Raw genomic sequence first — 17,727 nt, 5'->3', positions numbered from 1 at the left:
ACTGCTTTATTATCCCAAAGTCAGCATCGCCAGACGCCCGTCCTTGCCTTGCATCAAGGCGGACGAACCCAGCGACACCGGTTGATTGGCCAGGGCGGACCCGACCTTGACTCGGCCTACGATGCTGCCGCTCTCATTGGATAGCAGATGGGCGTAACCTTCGCCATCGCCAACCAACACGAAGCGGCCCAACAGCGCGGGGCCGGTGACGTCCCGATATTTCAGGTCGTCGGTTTTCCAAATATTGCGGCCGGTGCCGCGGTCAAACGCCCAGACAGAGCCGTCTTCCGCGGTCACGTAGACATTGCGTCCATCCACGGCCAGGCCGCGGCTGGAGGAAATTTCACGCGCCCACAGCAAATTGCCGGAACGCGCCTCAAAGCAGGCCACTCGTCCCTGATAGGCCACCGCGCACACCTGGCCGGCGTCGAACACCGGCCGCGAAGTCACGTCGGTCATCCGTTCCAGTTCGGTGGCGCCGCGCGGATTGGCCACCGCGCCCTGCCACAAGGCGTTGCCGGTCTGCGGGTTGATGATGTCCAGGCGGCCGCCGGCTTGCCCCACCATCACCGCCTCCTTGCCCACCGCCTGCATCGAGCCGTTGTTGCGCACGGTCAGCTGCGGCAGCACATTGCCGCTGGACCACAGCTGCTTGCCGCCATCGCTCAGGGAGAACCCGGTCAGGCGCGCGTCGTTGGTACGCACCAGCACCATGTCTCCGGCCACCTGCGGAGCCTCCAGCATCAAGCTGGTCAGCGGCTGTTGCCACAGCACTTTGCCGCTGGCGCGCTCCACCGCCAACAACTTGGCGTCCTGAGTGCCCACCAGCACCATATCGCCAGCCACGGCGACACCTGCGCTCAGCTTGCGCTTCAGGTCCACATCCGCGCTAACGCGGCCGCTAAGGGCGTCGATGCTGCGCACGCGGCCATCGGCGTCGGCGCTCACCACCAGGCCGTTGGCGTATACCGGCAGGAAGCCGGCAGCCGGCGCGGCCTGAGTCGCTGTCCATTTAACGTCCAAACCCTGCAAGGGTTTGATCGCGGCAAGCGGGGTGGGCTTGAACTGGGTATTTCCTTCAAACCAGCTGGCGCAACCGGCCAGCAGCGAGGAGGACAGCACAGCGGTCAGCAACAATTGGCGGCGCATGCGATCAGCCTCCCAGCGCATCAAGTTTGGTCTGGATGAACTGGCGGTTGGGCGAATCGCCCACCAACTTGGCCAGCGCCGATTTGTAGGCGTCGCGCGCGGCTGCGGCGTCGCCCTTGGCGACCAGCACATCGCCCTTCAAATCCAGGAACAACGCGTCGAAACCGGCGGGGTGTTCCTTGTTCAGTTCCGCGATCGCGGCGTCGTAAGTTTTCAGATCCAGCAGCAAGGAAGCCAGGCGCAGACGGGCGATGGCGCTTACCGATTCGTCCTTGCTATTGGCCAGCACCCACTCCAACTGACTCTTGGCCAACGCAAGGTCGCTCTTGTCGAAAGCGGCCTTGGCCAGAATCAGCGAGCCCCGCGTGGCATAGGCCGAGGAGCTAAAGTCGTTCTGCAACAGGGTTACCGCCGACTTCAACTTGGCGATGTCCTTGGCGGCTACCGCCGCGTCGATGTTCTCGTACGCGGCCGCCGCTTTTTGCGCCTGCTGCTCCTGATGATAGCGGTAGCCTTTGAAACCCAGATAGGCAATGGCGGACGCCGCCAGCACGCCGGCAATCAGCTTGCCCCACTGCTGCCAGAAGGCCTTGATCGAATCAATCTGTTCTTGTTCCTGCAAGTCGAACGCCATTGCGCCCCTCTCCCTTAAGCTTTCAGTGAGATCAGCGTGGCGGCCACCGCTTCCGCCGCCACAGTTTGTTGGTCCATCTCGGCGCGCAGCGCCTTGATCACCGCCTGACCCGTCTTGATTTCATTTTCGCCGACGATGACGGCGAACTGCGCGCCGCTGCCGTCGGCTTTTTTCATTTGCGACTTGAAACTGCCTTCGCCCAAGTGCTGCACCACCGAAAGGCCGGCTGCGCGCAGGCTTTGCGCCAGCTTCATCGCATACAGCGCCGCGCCTTCGCCTTGGTTCACCAGATAAATGTCGACGCTGCGTTGCGCCGGCAGCAGTTGCTTGTCCTGCAGCAACAGCACCACGCGCTCCAGACCCATGCCGAAACCAATGCCGGCGGCGGGCTTGCCGCCCAGTTGTTCGATCAGGCCGTCATAGCGGCCGCCGGCGCAAATCGTGCCTTGCGCGCCAAGCTCGCTGGTCACCCACTCAAACACCGACTGGTTGTAGTAATCCAGCCCACGCACCAGTCGCGGGTTTTCCACGAAGTCGACGCCCAGTTCGCGGATCATCGCCTTCCAGCCTTCGTAATGCGCGCGGGACGCCTCGCCCAGATAGTCGGACAGCTTGGGAGCCTCGTTGGCCATCTGCTGCAAGGCCGGGTTTTTGGTGTCAAGCACGCGCAGGGGGTTGCTGTACATGCGACGCTTGCCGTCTTCGTCCAGAATATCCACGTGCTTTTCCAGATAGGCGATCAGCGCCTGACGATGCGCGGCGCGTTCCTCCTGGTTGCCCAGCGAATTGATTTCCAGGCGCACATACTGGGACAGGCCCAGGCGACGCCACAAATCGGCAGTCATCGCGATGATTTCGGCGTCAATGTCCGGACCGCCAAAGCCCAACGCCTCCACGCCCATCTGGTGGAACTGGCGGTAACGGCCTTTCTGCGGGCGTTCATGACGGAACATCGGCCCCATGTACCACAGCTTCTGGGTGGCATTGTACAGAAGGTTGTGCTCGACCACCGCGCGCAGGGTGCCCGCAGTGCCTTCGGGACGCAGCGTCAGGCTGTCGCCGTTCAGGCTGTCGATGAAGGTGTACATCTCCTTCTCCACCACGTCGGTGACTTCGCCGATGGCGCGAACAAACAGCGGCGTGGTTTCGACGATGGGGGTGCGGATATTCTGGTAACCGTAGTCGGCCAGCAGCTCGCGGAGTTTGCCTTCAAAAAATTCCCACTGGTAGGACTCGGCCGGCAGCACGTCATTCATGCCTTTGACCGCTTGATATTTTTGAGCCATTGCTTGTTTTCTTGTATATCGCTTGAATCAATGCCCGGTCATTGCGCCAAACGCGCTCAAACGCCTACCGGACGAATCGGAATGGTGCGGCTGCCGCCCTCGCGGCGCTTAGCGCCGCCTTCGCCATAACGGCTTTGCACGTAGCGATCAACCAAGGCGGTGAACTCGGCGGCGATGTTGTCGCCCTTGAGGGTAACATCCTTTTGACCGTCGACGTAAACCGGCGCCACCGGCACTTCGCCGGTGCCGGGCAGCGAGATGCCGATATCGGCCAACTTGCTCTCTCCCGGGCCGTTGACAACGCAGCCCATCACCGCCACTTTCATGTCCTCTACGCCCGGGTACTGCAAACGCCATACCGGCATCTGGGTGCGCAGATAATTCTGGATCTGGTCCGCCAGCTCCTGGAAGAAGGTACTGGTGGTGCGGCCGCAACCCGGACAAGCGGTCACCAACGGGGTGAAGCTGCGCAGACCCATGGTTTGCAGCAACTCTTGCGCCACCACCACTTCCTTGGTGCGCGCCTCGCCCGGCTGCGGCGTCAGCGAGATGCGAATAGTGTCGCCGATGCCTTGCTGCAGCAAGATCGCCAGCGCCGCGCTGGATGCGACGATGCCCTTGGAACCCATGCCGGCCTCGGTCAGCCCCAGGTGCAAGGGGAAGTTGCAGCGGCTGCCCAGATCGCGGTACACGGTGATCAGATCCTGAACATTGCTGACCTTGCAGGACAGCAGGATTTGCTCGGCCGGCAACCCCAGTTCCATCGCTTTGTCGGCGGACTCCAGCGCGGAAACGATCAACGCTTCGCGCATCAGTTGCTCCAGGGGCAGCGGCTGGGCAACGCGGTTGTTGGCGTCCATCATTCTGGCCAGCAAAGCCTGATCCAGGCTGCCCCAGTTGACGCCGATGCGCACGGGCTTGCCGTACTCGATGGCGGTGCGGATCATGAAGGCGAACTTGTCGTCGCCCTTGGCGCCCTTGCCCACATTGCCCGGATTGATCCGGTACTTGGCCAAGGCCTGCGCGCAGTCGGGATACTCCCTAAGCAGGCGATCGCCATTGAAATGAAAGTCGCCAACCAAGGGGACGGCACAGCCGGCGTCGTCCAGGCGCTGGCGGATTTCCGCCACCTTGGCCGCCGCCTCCGGGGAGTTGACGGTGATGCGCACCAGCTCGGATCCGGCTTCCGCCAGTTCCAGCACTTGCCGCACCGTGGCCGCCGCGTCGGCGGTATCGGTATTGGTCATGGACTGCACCACCACCGGAGCATCCGACCCTACAATGACATGCCCCACCCGAGCCTGCAGGGTGGGGCGTCGCGCGATGTTCACGCTATCCATTCGCTACCTTGAATTACTTGAGTTCCAGCTTTGCAGTGGTGCCGCGGATCTTGTCCGAGAGGTCCACCGCTTGGCCATTGAAATTCACTGCCACTTGCGAGGCGTTGCCGATCACCAGCTTGAACGGCGGCGTGCCGACCGCTTCCTGGGTACTGCCCGGCTGCAAGGTCTGGAATACCAGCTTCTTGCCCGTGGCGTCCACCACGGACACCCAGGCTTCAGCCTCCTTGACCGTCAACACCAGCTTGCCGCTGGCGGCCGCCGCCGCGGCGGCGCTGGCCTGCGGCTTGGCAAGCGGCGGCGCCGACGGAAGCGGCGCGCTGGCCACGCTGGCCGCCTTGACCTGCTGCGGCGCGGAAGCCGGAGAAGGCGCGACGATGGCTGCCGGCGCCGAAGCCGGCGTCTCCGCGGAGAATGCGGCGGGAGCGGAGGCTTCGCCCATCGGCGCGGAAGACAGCTCAGTCGCGATGGCGGAAGAAGCGTCTGCAGCCGGCCGGCTGTCGCCGCCGTGGTTGCTGGCCAGCCATGCGACGCCGCCGCCCAGAACCGCCACCACCAGCAGGCCTACAATCCACTTGCCGGAAGAGCCACCCTCCTCCAACGCCGCTGGCTCGCCGACATGCCCCGGAGCCTCATGCGCGCCGTCGCGCACCAGATTGGCGACGTCGTTGACGGCGGAAGGAAACTGCCTGTCCAGCGCATGCATCAACGGTTCGGGATCAATCTGCAAAAACCGGGCGTAATTACGCACAAAGCCGCGCACGAAGGTCGCGCCCGGCAAGATCGTGAAATCGTCGCGCTCTATCGCTTCCAACTGCCGCATCGACAGTTTCAGCCTATCCGCGACTTCCCCCAAACCCATGCCGGCCGCTTCGCGAGCGGCCTTCAGCCGGGCGCCGACGCTGGATTCCGTCGGTTGTCCCTGTTGTTCGAATTGTTGCTCCATCCTCAGCTTCCACTCAACAGCAGTTGTGTTTCTTTGGAATCCGGATAACGGCTCTTGAGCGCGGCGGAACATTCGCTTTCCAACGTCCTGTTGCCGCTCTTGCGCCCAATCTGCACGCCAAGCCACAGGTCGTCGGCTTGCAGCGCCGCGCTCTTGCCTATCCGTTCGAAATAGAAAGCAGCCAATTTGGCATTACCCAGCCCAAGATGCAACTGTGCTAATTCCCGCAGCGCGGGTGCGAAATTGGGCGCGGCGCGCAGCGCCGCCAGCAAGTAATCGTTGGCCTGCTCTTGATTGCCGGCCTTGGCGCTGCAATGCCCCAGGTTCAAATAAGCCGTCTGAGGCGAATCATACAGCGGGTTGGCCAGCGCTTTCTGAAAATAGGACAAAGAATCCTGCAGCCGGTTTCGATCGCACAAAAACAAACCGTAATTATTGTTGGCCTCGGGGTTGCTTGGATCCAGTTGCAGGGCCTTGCGGTAATTGGCTTCGGCGGGCCCGTCCTCGCGCAACTGGGTCAAAACATAAGCTCGGGACACATAGGCCGGGACATAGGCCGGGTCCGCGGCGACGGCCTGATCCGCCGTTTCGAGCGCCACTTTGTAATTGCCGATCTTGGCGTATTCAATCGCCAGCTGGCTGCGTATCGTCGCCAACTCGCGCGACACCTCGGCATCGGCGGCAAATGCGGTTGAACTCACAGCCATCCATAAACAGGCCATCAACCCCATTTGCCGTATCGTCATTGCTTATTGTCCTCTACGAGCTGCATCCATTTGGCTTGACGGCGGGTTTTGTCCATCACTTGGCCTGCCAGTTGGCCACAGGCGGCGTCGATGTCGTCGCCGCGCGTTTTCCGCACCGTCACCACGTAACCACGTTCCTGCAGAATTTCACGGAACGCGCGAATCGCATTGTTGCTGGAACGCTCATAACCCGAGTTCGGGAACGGATTGAACGGTATCAGATTGAACTTGCACGGCACGTCCCGCACCAGTTCCAGCAGTTGGCGAGCATGTTCCGGTCTATCGTTGACACCGTCAAGCATCACGTACTCGAAAGTGATGAAGTCGCGCGGCGCCTTTTCCAGATAGCGCTGACAGGCCGCCATCAACTGCGCCAACGGGTATTTCTTGTTTATAGGCACAATCACGTCGCGAATGGCGTCGTTGGGCGCGTGCAGCGACACCGCCAGCGCCACGGGGCACTCTTCGCGCAACCGGTCCATCTGCGGCACCAGGCCGGAAGTGGACAAGGTCACTCGCCTGCGGGACAGGCCGTAGCCATGATCGTCCAGCATGATCTGCATCGCGCTGACCACATTGTCGAAATTGGCCAGCGGCTCGCCCATGCCCATCATCACCACATTGGACACGACTCGCTCGTTCTTGGGCGTCACGCCCATCGCCTTATTGGCCCACCACAGCTGGCCGATGATCTCGGCGGTGGACAGATTGCGATTGAAGCCCTGGCGGCCGGTGGAGCAAAAAGTGCACTCCAGCGCGCAGCCCACTTGGGATGACACGCACAAGGTGCCGCGTTCATCCTCGGGGATGAAGACGGTTTCGACGCCGTTGCCGGTACCGACGTCGAGCAGCCACTTGCGGGTGCCATCACTGGACGCCTGCCCGGTCATCAGCGAGGGAACCTTTACTTCGGCGCGTTCATGCAGCTTGGCGCGCAAGCTTTTGGCCAGGTCTGTCATCGCGTCGAAGTCGGCTTCCGCCATCTGGTGCATCCAGCGCATCACTTGCTTGGCGCGAAACGGCTTCTCGCCCATTTCGGCGAAATGCCGGGTCAGCTGGTCCAGATTGAAGTCGAGCAGGTTGGTTTTCATGCATTCCTCGGGATAAAGCAAAGGCGGTGTGGACGACCGCCTTTTCGACGGAGCCCGTCCATGACGACAGGCTCCGCAAACAACGGAGTACTATGAGATTAGCGGGCGCTGATCTCGGATGCAGCAAAGAAATAAGCCACTTCGATCGCGGCGTTTTCCACGCTGTCGGAACCATGAACGGCGTTGGCGTCGATGGAGTCGGCGAAATCGGCGCGGATGGTGCCGGCTTCAGCCTTCTTCGGATCGGTCGCGCCCATCAGCTCGCGGTTTTTCAGCACGGCGTTTTCGCCTTGCAGCGCCTGGATCATCACCGGGCCGGACACCATGAAATCAACCAGATCCTTGAAGAACGGACGGTCTTTGTGCACGGCGTAGAAGCCTTCGGCTTCGGCGCGGGACAGTTGCTTCATCTTGGCGGCCACGATTTTCAGGCCGGCGGATTCGAAACGATCGTAGATTTTGCCGATGACGTTTTTACCAACGGCGTCCGGCTTAACGATGGACAAGGTGCGTTCAATTGCCATATAAATTCTCCCAAACATCAAGACAAGTGGCTAAACTTGAGTATTATGCAGCCACTCGGGTTACCCAATTTTGACGAACCCGATATTTTAGCAGTGTTTTCAACCATGTGCTGCACATTTCTCAGTCTCACGGACCATGCGCGAACAAAATCAACAAGACCCCGATAAGACCGGCGGCGAGGCCGACCTCAACAGCAAGCTGAAAAAGCGGTTGATGATCGCCGGCGGCCTGGTCGCCGTGGCGCTGGCCGCCATTCCGCTGACCGACAGCCTCAATAAACCCAAGGTGGAAATGACCGCCAGCAGTCAGAGCCCCAGCTCCGGCAAAATCATCAAGCCCGCCTCCGCCCCGGCGGAAGCGGCGCCGGCGCCCGCTCCAGCCAGCGCGCCGGCAGCGGAAAGCAGCGCGCCCGCGACGGAAGCCGCCGGCGCGCCGCAAGCGCCCAGCGCCGCCAGCCCGGCCAGCCCCGATCTGGACAAGACCCCTGCCGTGGTCAACAGCCGCCCGCCCGTCCACGCTGCGGCCCCAGCGCCGGCCCATGAGCGCGCGGCGGCGAAAGCGCCTCCCGCCCCTAGCCCGGCAGCGGCTCCGCCGCAGACGGCAGCCGCCAAAGCCTCGCCGGCCGAACCCGTCAAAGCCCCCCCGCCCGCCGCCGCCATCGCGACGGACAAGCCTGTTGCTCCAGCCAGGGAGGCCGCTGTCAAAGCCAAGCCGGCAGGCAGCTCTATCGGCTATCAAGTCCAGCTGGGCCTGTTCTCCAGCATCGGCAACGCCGAAAAACTGGTGAAGGAGCTGAAACAGCACGGCATCCCAGCCCATACCGTCACCCGCGTGCAGGTCGGCCCGTTCAAGAGCCGCGCCGAAGCAGACGAAACCATGGAGAAGTTGCGCGGCCTGGGTTATGCGCCGCTGCTGGCTCCCGCCGGACAATAAGAACCTGTTTACGATCTGCCGCGCATCGTGCGCCGCACGGGAGCACAACTCCGGAATGCTCATTGACAATGTATAGGCTCCGCTTTACTCAGCGGTTGTCGCTTTGTCTCGCATTCTCTCGCGAGAGCGAGAACGCATTGGACATATAAAAAACCCTCTTCGCCAGCGAAGAGGGTTTTTTCGTCAGGCCATTCCCTGCCATCAGCTCCAGTCCAGAATCACCTTGCCGCTCTGGCCCGACAACATGGCTTCAAAACCTTGCTGGAATTCCGCCACGGGGAAATGATGAGTGATGATGGGGGTGATGTCCAAGCCTGACTGGATCAGCGCCACCATCTTGTACCAGGTCTCGAACATCTCCCGGCCGTAGATGCCCTTGATTTCCAGGCCCTTGAAAATGACATGGTTCCAATCGATGGCGGTATCGGCCGGCGGGATACCCAGCAGCGCCACTTTGCCGCCATGATTCATGGTATCCAGCATCTGGCGGAAGGCCTGTGGATTGCCCGACATTTCCAGGCCGACATCAAAGCCCTCGGTCATATGCAGCTCGGCCATCACCTGCTTGAGGTCCTGCTTGGCCACGTTCACCGCGCGGGTGGCGCCCATCTTGCGCGCCAGCTCCAAACGGTATTCGTTCACGTCGGTGATCACCACATGACGAGCGCCGACATGGCGCGCGATAGCCACCGCCATGATGCCGATCGGACCCGCGCCGGTGATCAGCACATCCTCGCCCACCAGGTTGAAGCTGAGCGCGGTGTGCACCGCATTGCCGAAGGGATCGAAGATGGACGCCAAGTCATCGGAGATGTCGTCCGGAATCGGGAAGGCGTTGAAGGCCGGGATCACCAGGTACTCGGCGAACGCGCCCTCGCGGTTGACGCCCACGCCGAAGGTGTTGCGGCATAGGTGACGGCGGCCGGCTCGACAGTTGCGACAGTGGCCACAGGTGATATGCCCTTCGCCCGATACACGCTGGCCGACGCTGAAGCCCTGCACTTCCGAGCCGATCGCTTCCACCACGCCTACGTATTCGTGGCCAACGTGCATGGGCACCGGGATGGTCTTCTGAGCCCAGTCGTCCCAGTTCCAGATATGAATATCGGTACCGCAGATCGCGGTCTTGCGAATCCGGATCAATAGATCGTTATGGCCGATTTCCGGCTTGGCCACATCGGTCATCCACAGGCCGCGCTCAGCCTTCAGTTTGGATAATGCTTTCATTGCTGTTCCTATCCGCCGCGGCGCCCTCATGGGCGCGCGGCGCTACGCCTCAGATCACGCCGAGTTCGCGGCCCACTTTGATGAAAGCCGCCACCGCCAGGCGAACCTGTTCTTCGCTGTGGCGCGCCGACATCTGAGTACGAATGCGCGCCTTGCCCTTGGGCACCACCGGGAAGGAGAAGCCGATCACGTACACGCCCTCCTCCAGCAGCTTGGCCGCCATCTCGCCCGCCAGCTTGGCATCGCCCAGCATCACAGGAACGATGGGGTGCTGACCCGGCACCAGGGTGAAGCCGGCCGCGCTCATTTCCTGACGAAACAGTTCGGCGTTGCGGCGCACTTTGGCGCGCAGTTCCGCGCCCTCTCCGCCCTTGAGGATGTTCAGCACTTCCAGGCTGGCGGCGGCGATGGCCGGAGCCAGAGTGTTGGAGAACAGGTACGGGCGCGAGCGCTGACGCAGCAGATCGATGATGGCTTTGCGGCCGGACACATAGCCGCCGGACGCGCCGCCCAGGGCTTTGCCCAAGGTGCCGGTGTAGATGTCGACGCGATCGGCAACCCCGCACAATTCCGGCGTGCCCGCGCCGCTATCGCCGATGAAGCCTACGGCGTGGGAATCATCCACCATCACCAGCGCGCCATGACGTTCAGCCACTTCGCACAGAGTTTTCAGATCGGCGATGATGCCATCCATGGAGAACACGCCGTCGGTAACGATCAGCTTGAACCGCGCGCCGGCCTGTTCCGCGGCGATCAACTGCGCCTCCAGATCGGCCATATCGTTGTTCTTGTAACGGAAACGCTTGGCCTTGGACAAGCGCACGCCGTCTATGATGGAGGCGTGATTCAGCTCGTCGGAAATCACCGCGTCCTCTTCGCCCAGCAAGGTTTCGAACACGCCGCCGTTGGCGTCGAAGCAGCTGGAATACAAAATAGTGTCATCAGTGCCCAAAAAGCCGGAAATCGCCTGCTCCAAATCCTTGTGCACTTGCTGGGTGCCGCAGATGAAGCGAACCGAGGCGCAGCCGTAGCCGAAGTCGTCCATGCCCTTCTTCGCCGCCTCGATCAAACGCGGGTCGTCGGCCAGGCCCAGGTAATTGTTGGCGCAAAAATTCAGCACATTGCTGCCGTTGCTCAAGGCGATGTCGGCGCGCTGCGGCGTGGCGATCACGCGCTCGGGCTTTTCAAAACCATCGGCGCGAATCTGCGCCAGCGTGGCTTCAAGATGGGCTAAGTAGGTTCGGTTCATGACTGTCCTTGTCCAGGGATGACAAAAGAATCACCATTGCGCCGCCAGATGCGTGGCGACCCAAAAACTGGCACCATTCTAGCCCAGTCATTTCGCAGCCATCAGTGACAGTTCAACTTGTTTTTCCAAGATACTGTACCCTTGAAAAATTAATACGAGTAGACACTGTCACCATAAAATACTGCGTGCCGACAATCGTTACTTCATATATTTGGCGACAATTTTCTCCAGCTTTCCGCTTTCGCGCAGTTGTTGAAACGCTCTGCTCAACTTCAACGCGGTCGCATCCGACATTTTCGGGCTGCAGGCCATATAGATGCTGGTGGTTTGGACCTGCAAGGCCTCACGGATATTGTCGGTTGGCGTACCCACTTGTTTGATGGTGTAGTTGGCCACCACGTCATGCACCGCCCACACATCCGCCACGCCGGCAGCCAGTTCGCGCTCGGCTTCCTCTGGAGTGGGCCTGACGGAATAGGCGATATTGTTCTTTTTCAAATAATCCGCCATCGACGACCCCAGCAACACCACGACGCGCTTGCCCTTGGCGTCGTCCAGCGAATTCAAGACGACCGGGTGATGGCTGTTGATGAACAAGGATTGATTGCTTTCCATCACCAAGCCCACCCAGCGGTACATCTTCTCTCTCTCAAAGGAACGCGTAAAAGGCACCAAGCAACTGTCCGCGTCTTGCTGCACCTGCATTTGAGCCCGCTTCCAGGGGATCTCCGGCATGCGCACGCCCATGCCGGCCAATTGCACCGCCTGAGCCACCGCCTCCGCGGCGATGCCGCTCAATTTTCCGCCCTCCCCCTTCAACACCAGCGGCGGGTACTCCACGCTGTAGATGGAAAGCGTCGACGGTTCCGCCGCCAGCGCCGCCAGGCTCCACAAGCCAATCATCATCCACCCCAGTTTCATCCCGTTGCCTCCGCCCAATGCCTATCACAGTCCTTAACATGATTTTTAGTCCAGCCGCCGGCGTTTGCGCATAGAAACCGCGCAGCCGCCGGCGGCGATGCTAGAATCTGCGCCATGTCCTTGTCCGCCCGTCTTATTTCCGTTTCCCTGCCCCTGCTGCTTGCCGCCTGCGCCAGCACCTCGCAACCCGCCGCGGTGGAGTCCGCCGGCTTTTACCGCGTCAAGCCGGGAGACACCTTGTTCCGCATTGCCCAGAACCACCGGGTCAGCGTGGCGAACCTGGTGCGCTGGAACGGACTGAAAGACCCCGGCAGCATCAACGCCGGCCAGTTGCTGCGCGTCTCCCCGCCCGCCGGCGCCGCTCAAGCCCCCGCCAAGCGCCCACAGCCCAGCCGGCCCGCAGCCAAGCCTTCCGCTTCGGAACCCAGCAAGCCCGCGGCTCGCCCGGTGGCCAACATCAAGCTGGTCTGGCCGGCCAAAGGTCCCATCATTGCCAAATTCAACGGCCAGGGCAGCAAGGGCATAGACATCGCCGGCGAAGCTGGCTCCCCCGTCCGCGCGGCGGCCAACGGCAAGGTTACCTACGCCGGCAAGGGCATCCGCAGCTACGGCAATCTGTTGATCATCCAGCATGACAACGCCCACCTCACCGTCTATGCTCACAATCAGTCATTGCTGGTCAAAGAGGGGCAGGCGGTCAAAGCCGGCGACGCCATCGCCACCATGGGCAGTTCCGGCACCACTCGGGTCAAGCTCCACTTTGAACTGCGCGTCCGCTCCTCGGCGGTCGACCCCATGCCTTATCTGACGGACTAAGCCGCACGGCCGCTTGTCAGCGCCGGCGACGAACGCGCAAAATACATTTCATGCATCATGCGCAACTCTATCGCCCGGACAGCATGGTTTCCGCTGCGCGGGTCAGAAGCGAGGAAGTTGAAAAGGCAAGCCAATGGGGAGATTACTGTTACTAGGCAGCTTGCTGCTGGCCCTCGGCGCCAACGCTCACGCACACAAGCTCGTCAAGGTGGCGTTTGGCGAATCGCTGGAGCCTTATGTGATGGAGGGAGGGCAAAACGGGCTGGAGCTTGAGATCGTGCGCGCAGCCCTGCAAGAACGCGGCTACCGGATTGAGCCGGTCTTCTTTTCCCAGCCCCGCCTGCCGATGGCGTTGAAGAACAAGGATATCGACGCGGTGGCCACCGTCGGCGAACAGGCCGGATTGCAAGCCGAGTATTCCGACATCTACATCAGTTACGAGGATGTGGCCATCACCCTCAGCAGCCGTCGGATCCAATTGCACCAAACCAAGGAACTGGGCGCTTACCGGGTGCTGGCTTTTTCCCTGGCCAAGCAATATCTGGGCGAAGCTTTCAAGGACATGGCCAAAAACAACCCCAACTACGCCGAAACCGCCAACCAGGTGGATCAAAACCGGCTGCTGTTCCGCGGCTCCGTGGACGTGGTGGTGGCCGATCGCAACATCTTCGCTTGGATGAACCACAAGCTCGCCACCCAATTCAAGGAAAAAACCGCGCCGGTGGACATCCACCGGTTGTTCCCGCCCACCGTTTACCGGATGGCTTTCCGCAGCGCCCCTTTGAGGGACGAATTCAACCAGGGCCTGCGCGCGATTCAAAAAAGCGGGGCCTACAAACAAATCGTGAATCGTTACCAGAACCTCTGAGCGCGATTGCCGATGACAGCAAGATAGCCTAACCTTCACGGTTTGATTCCGCATCCTCCCGCGCACCGTGAAACCGTCCCGCTTGCTGTTTGCCCTATTGCCCGCGCTGCTGAGCGCCTGCGCCAACGTCAGCCCCCCCGCGCCTGTCGCCGCGCCCGTTGTCGCCCCCGTCCCCGCCGAACCTGAAACCCAGCCGCCGGCGGTCGAAACGCCGCCCTCGCCCCCTCCCGTGACCGCGCCGCCGCTCAGGCCCGCCTACAACGACCCTCAAGCCGGCCGCCTGCTGCTCAACCGTCTGCTGCCGGCAAAAATCCGCGACCGCCAGGGCTGGAGCAACGACATGCTCGCAGCCTTCACTCACCTGAAGATTCCCTATACCGCGGAGAATTTCTGCGCGCTGGCGGCGGTGATCGAGCAAGAGTCCAGTTGGCAAGCCGACCCCACCGTGCCCAATCTGCCCGCCATCGTCTGGGACAAAATCGCCGAGCGGGCTCACGGCTACCTGATCCCGCTGCCGGTGGTCAAAGCCGGGTTGATGAAGACGTCGCCCAACGGAAAAAGCTATAAGGCGCGCATCGACAGCCTGCGCACTGAACGGGAAATGAACGATCTGTTCGAAGACATGGCCCGTGAAGCCGGCAAGCTAGGGCTGCCGATGAGCATGAAGAACCCGATACGCACCGGCGGACCGATGCAAGTCAGCGTCGAATTCGCCGAAGGGCATGTCAAAGTCTGGCCCTACCCCTACCCGCGCAGCGGCAGCATCCGCCAGGAAGTGTTCACCCGCCGCGGCGGCGTCTACTTCGGCGCGGCCATCCTGCTGCAATATCCTGCGCCATACAGCCAGATGCTGTACCGCTTCGCCGACTTCAACGCCGGCCGCTACAGCAGCCGCAACGCGGCTTTTCAAGCCGTCATGGAAAAACTCAGCGGCAAGGATTTGACGCTGGACGGCGACCTGCTCAGCTACAAGGACGGCAAGGCCTACGCCAGCGCCACCCAAAGCGCGGTCCTTAGCCAGGGCGGTAAATTGGGCATGGGCCAGGGCGAGATTCTGCGCGACCTGAAACTGGAGAAAAGCGCGGCGTTCGGCCAAAGCGAGCTCTACCGCAAAACCTACGCGCTGGCGGACCAGCGCTTCGGCAAACCCGCGGCGCGCGAGCTGCTGCCGCAAATCGACCTGAAAAGCCCCAAGATCACCCGCAAGCTGACCACAGAATGGTTCGCCAAGCGCGTCGACGGCCGCTATCAGAGTTGCCTGGCCCGCGCGCGTTGATCCAGCGGGCGGCGCTTCGCCAAAGCGCCGCGCTTATAATTCCACGTCATTCACCGCTCGCACTTCCGATGCGAGCGGCGGGCGGGCTAGGGCCCTCCGCACAATAAGGCAAATCCATTCATGCGCACCACGCTCTCCTACTTTACCGGTTCGCTGCTGTTCAGCGCCGTCGTGCTGGCCGCCGCCGGCTGGTACGGCTTCCAACTGGGCGGCCCCGCCATGGCCGGCTCTTTTCTGGTCACCGCCCTGGTGCTGGCGATTCTGGAAACCAGCGTGTCCTTCGACAACGCGGTCGTCAACGCCAGCGTGCTGCAGGCGATGAGCTCGCTGTGGCGCAAGCTTTTCATGACGGTGGGCGTCGCCGTCGCGGTGTTCGGCATGCGCATACTATTCCCGCTGCTCATCGTCGCCGTCGCCGGCGACACGCCCTTGCTTGAGGCCTTCTCCATCGCCACCCGCGAACCGCAGCGCTACCAGCGGATCATGCATGACTCGCACCTGATGATCATGGGCTTCGGGGCCACCTTCCTGCTGATGGTGGTGGTGGAATACTTCGTCAAAAAGGAAAAGGACGAACACTGGCTGCCGGCCATTGAGCCGCTGCTGGCCCGATTGGGCTCGGTTGAAAACGCCCAGTCGCTGATCGCCATCCTGCTGATTGCGCTGGTGGCCGCAGCCATTCCCGCCGGGCAAAAGATGGAGTTTCTCAGCAGTTGCTTCTGGGGTTACGTAGTATTCATGACGCTGCACGTGTTCAAGCAGCTGTTCGGCGGCATGGACATTCAAACCGCCGCCGCCAAGAACGGCCTGATCGGTTTCGTCTATCTGGAAACGCTGGACGCCAGCTTCTCCATGGACGGCGTGATCGCCGCCTTCGCCATCACCAACAATTTCTGGCTGATCGCCGCCGGGCTCGGCATCGGCGCAATGTTCGTCCGCTCGATGACCATCCTGCTGGTGGAGCGCAACATCATCGGCCAATTCAAATACCTGGAAACGTCCGCGTTCTGGGCCATCGGCGCCCTGGTGGCCATCATGTTCGCCGCAGCGCTCCACATCGAACTCGGAGAAGTGCTCACAGGCCTGATCAGCGTCGCCATCATCGGCTTGGGCATTGTCACCAGCTTGCCGGGGCGCAAACGCCATCGCGACTAAACCTGTATTAGGAGCCGTTTCGCTTAGAACCTGTTTACGATCTGCTGCGCGTCGGCGATGCGGCGTTAAAAACAAGCTCAAAATGCTCATGCACCACGCGTACATTTCGCTTTTTCAGCCGTTTTCGCCTTGTCTCGCTCTTGCTCGCTAGATCGTAATCAGGTTCCAAGAGGCCCGCGCCGAAATGCGAACAGGCCTGGAGTCCAGGCCTGTTCTTTTTTTAAAGACCGCTCTGTCAAAGCCGGTAGCTGGCGCCCGTCATCACCTTGGCGGACAACTTCATCACGCCCTTCACCGGGGCCGGCAATTGCGCGGCGCCCAGGTCATGGGCCATGTCCGCATGCTTCAACTCGTCGTCGCGCATCTGCTGGACAATCGCGCGGCTCTTGACATCCGCCGCCGGCAAACGGCTCAGATGGCTGTCCAGATGCGCGCCCACCTGCTGCTCGGTTTCCTCGAGAAAACCCAGGTTCCACTTGTCGCCCAGCACCCCGGCGGCCACGCCTATCGCCAGCGAGCCGGTATACCACAGCGGATTGAACACGCTGGGCCGGCCGCCCAATTCGCGGATGCGCCTCTCGGTCCAGGCCAGATGCTCCACCTCTTCCTGCGCCGCCTGGCGCAAGGCCTCGCGCGCCTGAGGCGTGCGCGCCGTCAGCGCCTGCCCCTGGTACAAAGCCTGGGCGCACACCTCGCCGCAATGGTTCACCCGCATCAGCCCCAGCGCGTGCTTCTTTTCCTCCGCCGCCAGCTCCGCCTCGTCCAGCGCCGCGTCCGGATGCGGCCTCAGGCTTTGCGCGGAAGCGAACAGGGTGCGCAGCCCCTTGTCGAACTCGACGATCCATTTGTCCAGCATCAATCCATTCTTTCTCGCGCTAACACAATCGCCGGCGATTATACCCGCCTGATACGCAGCGCGGCAGCTACTGCTATAATTGCGCGGTTTATCGAAACATTGTGTTCAACACGTTCAACAAGGATTCCCTGATGGATCTCGCTAGCATCGGCCCGGGCAAAGACATGCCGGGCGACTTCAACGTCGTCATCGAAATCTCCGCCAACGCCGCCCCGATCAAGTACGAATTCGACAAAGACTGGAACGCGCTGGTGGTTGACCGCTTCATGGGCACGTCCATGATGTATCCGGCCAACTACGGTTTCGTGCCGCAAACCCTGGCCGGCGACGGCGACCCGGTTGACGTGCTGGTGGTAACGCCGTTCCCGCTGCCGCCGGGCGTGGTGGTGCGCTGTCGCGCGCTGGGTCTGATCAAGATGGAAGACGAATCCGGCGTTGACGCCAAGCTGGTGGCCGTGCCGGTGGAAAAACTGTGCCCGATGTACAAGTCCATCCAGAAGCTGGAAGACCTGCCAGAACTGCTGCGCAACCAGATGGTTCACTTCTTCGAGCACTACAAAGACCTGGAAAAAGGTAAGTGGGTCAAGGTGCAAGGCTGGGGCACGCTGGACGACGCCAAGGCCGAACTGGTCGACGGCATCGCCCGCTTCGAAAAATAAGCGCGCGGCGCTTGCCCTGAAAGACAACCGGCGCGGGTCGCCGGTTTTTT

18 protein-coding genes are annotated in these 17,727 nt (G+C 61.6%); 6 read left to right on the top strand and 12 right to left on the bottom strand.

The features are described from left to right. Positions 1-9: 9 nt before the first annotated feature. The 8 genes from bamB to ndk all read right to left on the bottom strand — a co-directional run bounded on the left by bamB (position 10) and on the right by ndk (position 7,716). On the bottom strand, positions 10-1,149 hold the full coding sequence (bamB, locus tag DXT74_RS09685) for an outer membrane protein assembly factor BamB (protein ID WP_019104353.1): 1,140 nt from the start codon (positions 1,147-1,149) through the stop codon (positions 10-12). Positions 1,150-1,153: 4 nt separating this feature from the next. Continuing rightward, positions 1,154-1,783 (bottom strand): tetratricopeptide repeat protein, encoded by a 630-nt coding sequence (locus DXT74_RS09680; RefSeq protein WP_114152507.1) that lies wholly within the window; start codon positions 1,781-1,783, stop codon positions 1,154-1,156. Between the two features lie 14 nt (positions 1,784-1,797). Beyond that, positions 1,798-3,069: a histidine--tRNA ligase gene (hisS, locus tag DXT74_RS09675; RefSeq protein WP_043640481.1), complete on the bottom strand. Its 1,272-nt coding sequence runs from the start codon at positions 3,067-3,069 to the stop codon at positions 1,798-1,800. 56 nt (positions 3,070-3,125) lie between these two features. After that, positions 3,126-4,409, bottom strand: a complete 1,284-nt coding sequence (ispG, locus tag DXT74_RS09670; RefSeq protein WP_043640484.1) for a flavodoxin-dependent (E)-4-hydroxy-3-methylbut-2-enyl-diphosphate synthase — start codon at positions 4,407-4,409, stop codon at positions 3,126-3,128. Positions 4,410-4,422: 13 nt separating this feature from the next. Beyond that, positions 4,423-5,355 carry a RodZ domain-containing protein gene (locus DXT74_RS09665; protein WP_194427840.1) on the bottom strand — a complete coding sequence of 311 codons (933 nt, stop codon included), beginning with the start codon at positions 5,353-5,355 and terminating at the stop codon, positions 4,423-4,425. Between the two features lie 2 nt (positions 5,356-5,357). Beyond that, entirely contained in the window at positions 5,358-6,062 is a 705-nt protein-coding gene (gene pilW, locus DXT74_RS09660; protein WP_194427839.1) for a type IV pilus biogenesis/stability protein PilW, read from the bottom strand. 35 nt (positions 6,063-6,097) lie between these two features. Next, complete coding sequence (gene rlmN / locus DXT74_RS09655) at positions 6,098-7,192, bottom strand: 23S rRNA (adenine(2503)-C(2))-methyltransferase RlmN (RefSeq protein ID WP_019104100.1); 1,095 nt, start codon at positions 7,190-7,192, stop codon at positions 6,098-6,100. 98 nt (positions 7,193-7,290) lie between these two features. Further along, complete coding sequence (gene ndk / locus DXT74_RS09650; RefSeq protein ID WP_043594449.1) at positions 7,291-7,716, bottom strand: nucleoside-diphosphate kinase; 426 nt, start codon at positions 7,714-7,716, stop codon at positions 7,291-7,293. Positions 7,717-7,852: 136 nt separating this feature from the next. Here ndk and DXT74_RS09645 point away from each other — a divergent pair, with 136 nt between their 5' ends. Further along, positions 7,853-8,650: an SPOR domain-containing protein gene (locus tag DXT74_RS09645; RefSeq protein ID WP_194427838.1), complete on the top strand. Its 798-nt coding sequence runs from the start codon at positions 7,853-7,855 to the stop codon at positions 8,648-8,650. Positions 8,651-8,851: 201 nt separating this feature from the next. Here DXT74_RS09645 and tdh read toward each other — a convergent pair whose 3' ends face one another. The 3 genes from tdh to DXT74_RS09630 all read right to left on the bottom strand — a co-directional run bounded on the left by tdh (position 8,852) and on the right by DXT74_RS09630 (position 12,047). Next, the gene (tdh, locus tag DXT74_RS09640; protein ID WP_043640495.1) at positions 8,852-9,877 is read right to left on the bottom strand and encodes an L-threonine 3-dehydrogenase; all 1,026 of its coding nucleotides are present in this window, start codon (positions 9,875-9,877) and stop codon (positions 8,852-8,854) included. A gap of 49 nt (positions 9,878-9,926) precedes the next feature. After that, positions 9,927-11,126, bottom strand: coding sequence for a glycine C-acetyltransferase (locus DXT74_RS09635; RefSeq protein ID WP_043640499.1), 1,200 nt, complete (start codon positions 11,124-11,126; stop codon positions 9,927-9,929). Positions 11,127-11,324: 198 nt separating this feature from the next. Continuing rightward, on the bottom strand, positions 11,325-12,047 hold the full coding sequence (locus DXT74_RS09630) for an ABC transporter substrate-binding protein (protein WP_081555630.1): 723 nt from the start codon (positions 12,045-12,047) through the stop codon (positions 11,325-11,327). A 114-nt stretch (positions 12,048-12,161) separates the two neighbouring features. On the opposite strand from DXT74_RS09630, the gene DXT74_RS09625 reads away from it, so the two are divergent. The 4 genes from DXT74_RS09625 to DXT74_RS09610 all read left to right on the top strand — a co-directional run bounded on the left by DXT74_RS09625 (position 12,162) and on the right by DXT74_RS09610 (position 16,162). Continuing rightward, on the top strand, positions 12,162-12,863 hold the full coding sequence (locus DXT74_RS09625) for a peptidoglycan DD-metalloendopeptidase family protein (RefSeq protein WP_194427837.1): 702 nt from the start codon (positions 12,162-12,164) through the stop codon (positions 12,861-12,863). A gap of 133 nt (positions 12,864-12,996) precedes the next feature. Further along, positions 12,997-13,731: an ABC transporter substrate-binding protein gene (locus DXT74_RS09620; protein ID WP_194427836.1), complete on the top strand. Its 735-nt coding sequence runs from the start codon at positions 12,997-12,999 to the stop codon at positions 13,729-13,731. Positions 13,732-13,798: 67 nt separating this feature from the next. Beyond that, positions 13,799-15,007: a DUF1615 domain-containing protein gene (locus tag DXT74_RS09615; protein ID WP_043640506.1), complete on the top strand. Its 1,209-nt coding sequence runs from the start codon at positions 13,799-13,801 to the stop codon at positions 15,005-15,007. Positions 15,008-15,127: 120 nt separating this feature from the next. Continuing rightward, entirely contained in the window at positions 15,128-16,162 is a 1,035-nt protein-coding gene (locus DXT74_RS09610; protein WP_114155008.1) for a DUF475 domain-containing protein, read from the top strand. A gap of 235 nt (positions 16,163-16,397) precedes the next feature. Here the strand turns inward: DXT74_RS09610 and coq7 are convergent, their stop codons facing one another. Next, on the bottom strand, positions 16,398-17,018 hold the full coding sequence (coq7, locus tag DXT74_RS09605) for a 2-polyprenyl-3-methyl-6-methoxy-1,4-benzoquinone monooxygenase (RefSeq protein WP_081555625.1): 621 nt from the start codon (positions 17,016-17,018) through the stop codon (positions 16,398-16,400). A gap of 131 nt (positions 17,019-17,149) precedes the next feature. Between coq7 and ppa the strand changes: the two genes are divergently transcribed. Continuing rightward, positions 17,150-17,677 (top strand): inorganic diphosphatase, encoded by a 528-nt coding sequence (ppa, locus tag DXT74_RS09600; RefSeq protein ID WP_019104111.1) that lies wholly within the window; start codon positions 17,150-17,152, stop codon positions 17,675-17,677. Positions 17,678-17,727: the final 50 nt, after the last annotated feature.

Origin of the sequence: Chromobacterium sp. Rain0013, from assembly GCF_015291765.1 — a bacterium.
GTDB lineage: Bacteria > Pseudomonadota > Gammaproteobacteria > Burkholderiales > Chromobacteriaceae > Chromobacterium > Chromobacterium haemolyticum.
This window is presented reverse-complemented; position numbering and strand designations above follow the sequence as displayed.

Bases quoted from the DNA above. Each gene is read 5' to 3' on its own strand.
- ppa (WP_019104111.1), top strand. From the start codon at position 17,150: ATGGATCTCGCTAGCATCGGCCCGGGCAAAGACATGCCGGGCGACTTC.
- bamB (WP_019104353.1), bottom strand. From the start codon at position 1,149: ATGCGCCGCCAATTGTTGCTGACCGCTGTGCTGTCCTCCTCGCTGCTG.
- hisS (WP_043640481.1), bottom strand. From the start codon at position 3,069: ATGGCTCAAAAATATCAAGCGGTCAAAGGCATGAATGACGTGCTGCCG.
- DXT74_RS09635 (WP_043640499.1), bottom strand. From the start codon at position 11,126: ATGAACCGAACCTACTTAGCCCATCTTGAAGCCACGCTGGCGCAGATT.
- DXT74_RS09620 (WP_194427836.1), top strand. From the start codon at position 12,997: ATGGGGAGATTACTGTTACTAGGCAGCTTGCTGCTGGCCCTCGGCGCC.
- ispG (WP_043640484.1), bottom strand. From the start codon at position 4,409: ATGGATAGCGTGAACATCGCGCGACGCCCCACCCTGCAGGCTCGGGTG.
- DXT74_RS09625 (WP_194427837.1), top strand. From the start codon at position 12,162: ATGTCCTTGTCCGCCCGTCTTATTTCCGTTTCCCTGCCCCTGCTGCTT.
- tdh (WP_043640495.1), bottom strand. From the start codon at position 9,877: ATGAAAGCATTATCCAAACTGAAGGCTGAGCGCGGCCTGTGGATGACC.
- ndk (WP_043594449.1), bottom strand. From the start codon at position 7,716: ATGGCAATTGAACGCACCTTGTCCATCGTTAAGCCGGACGCCGTTGGT.
- DXT74_RS09665 (WP_194427840.1), bottom strand. From the start codon at position 5,355: ATGGAGCAACAATTCGAACAACAGGGACAACCGACGGAATCCAGCGTC.
- DXT74_RS09680 (WP_114152507.1), bottom strand. From the start codon at position 1,783: ATGGCGTTCGACTTGCAGGAACAAGAACAGATTGATTCGATCAAGGCC.
- coq7 (WP_081555625.1), bottom strand. From the start codon at position 17,018: ATGCTGGACAAATGGATCGTCGAGTTCGACAAGGGGCTGCGCACCCTG.
- pilW (WP_194427839.1), bottom strand. From the start codon at position 6,062: ATGGCTGTGAGTTCAACCGCATTTGCCGCCGATGCCGAGGTGTCGCGC.
- DXT74_RS09630 (WP_081555630.1), bottom strand. From the start codon at position 12,047: ATGAAACTGGGGTGGATGATGATTGGCTTGTGGAGCCTGGCGGCGCTG.
- rlmN (WP_019104100.1), bottom strand. From the start codon at position 7,192: ATGAAAACCAACCTGCTCGACTTCAATCTGGACCAGCTGACCCGGCAT.
- DXT74_RS09610 (WP_114155008.1), top strand. From the start codon at position 15,128: ATGCGCACCACGCTCTCCTACTTTACCGGTTCGCTGCTGTTCAGCGCC.
- DXT74_RS09645 (WP_194427838.1), top strand. From the start codon at position 7,853: ATGCGCGAACAAAATCAACAAGACCCCGATAAGACCGGCGGCGAGGCC.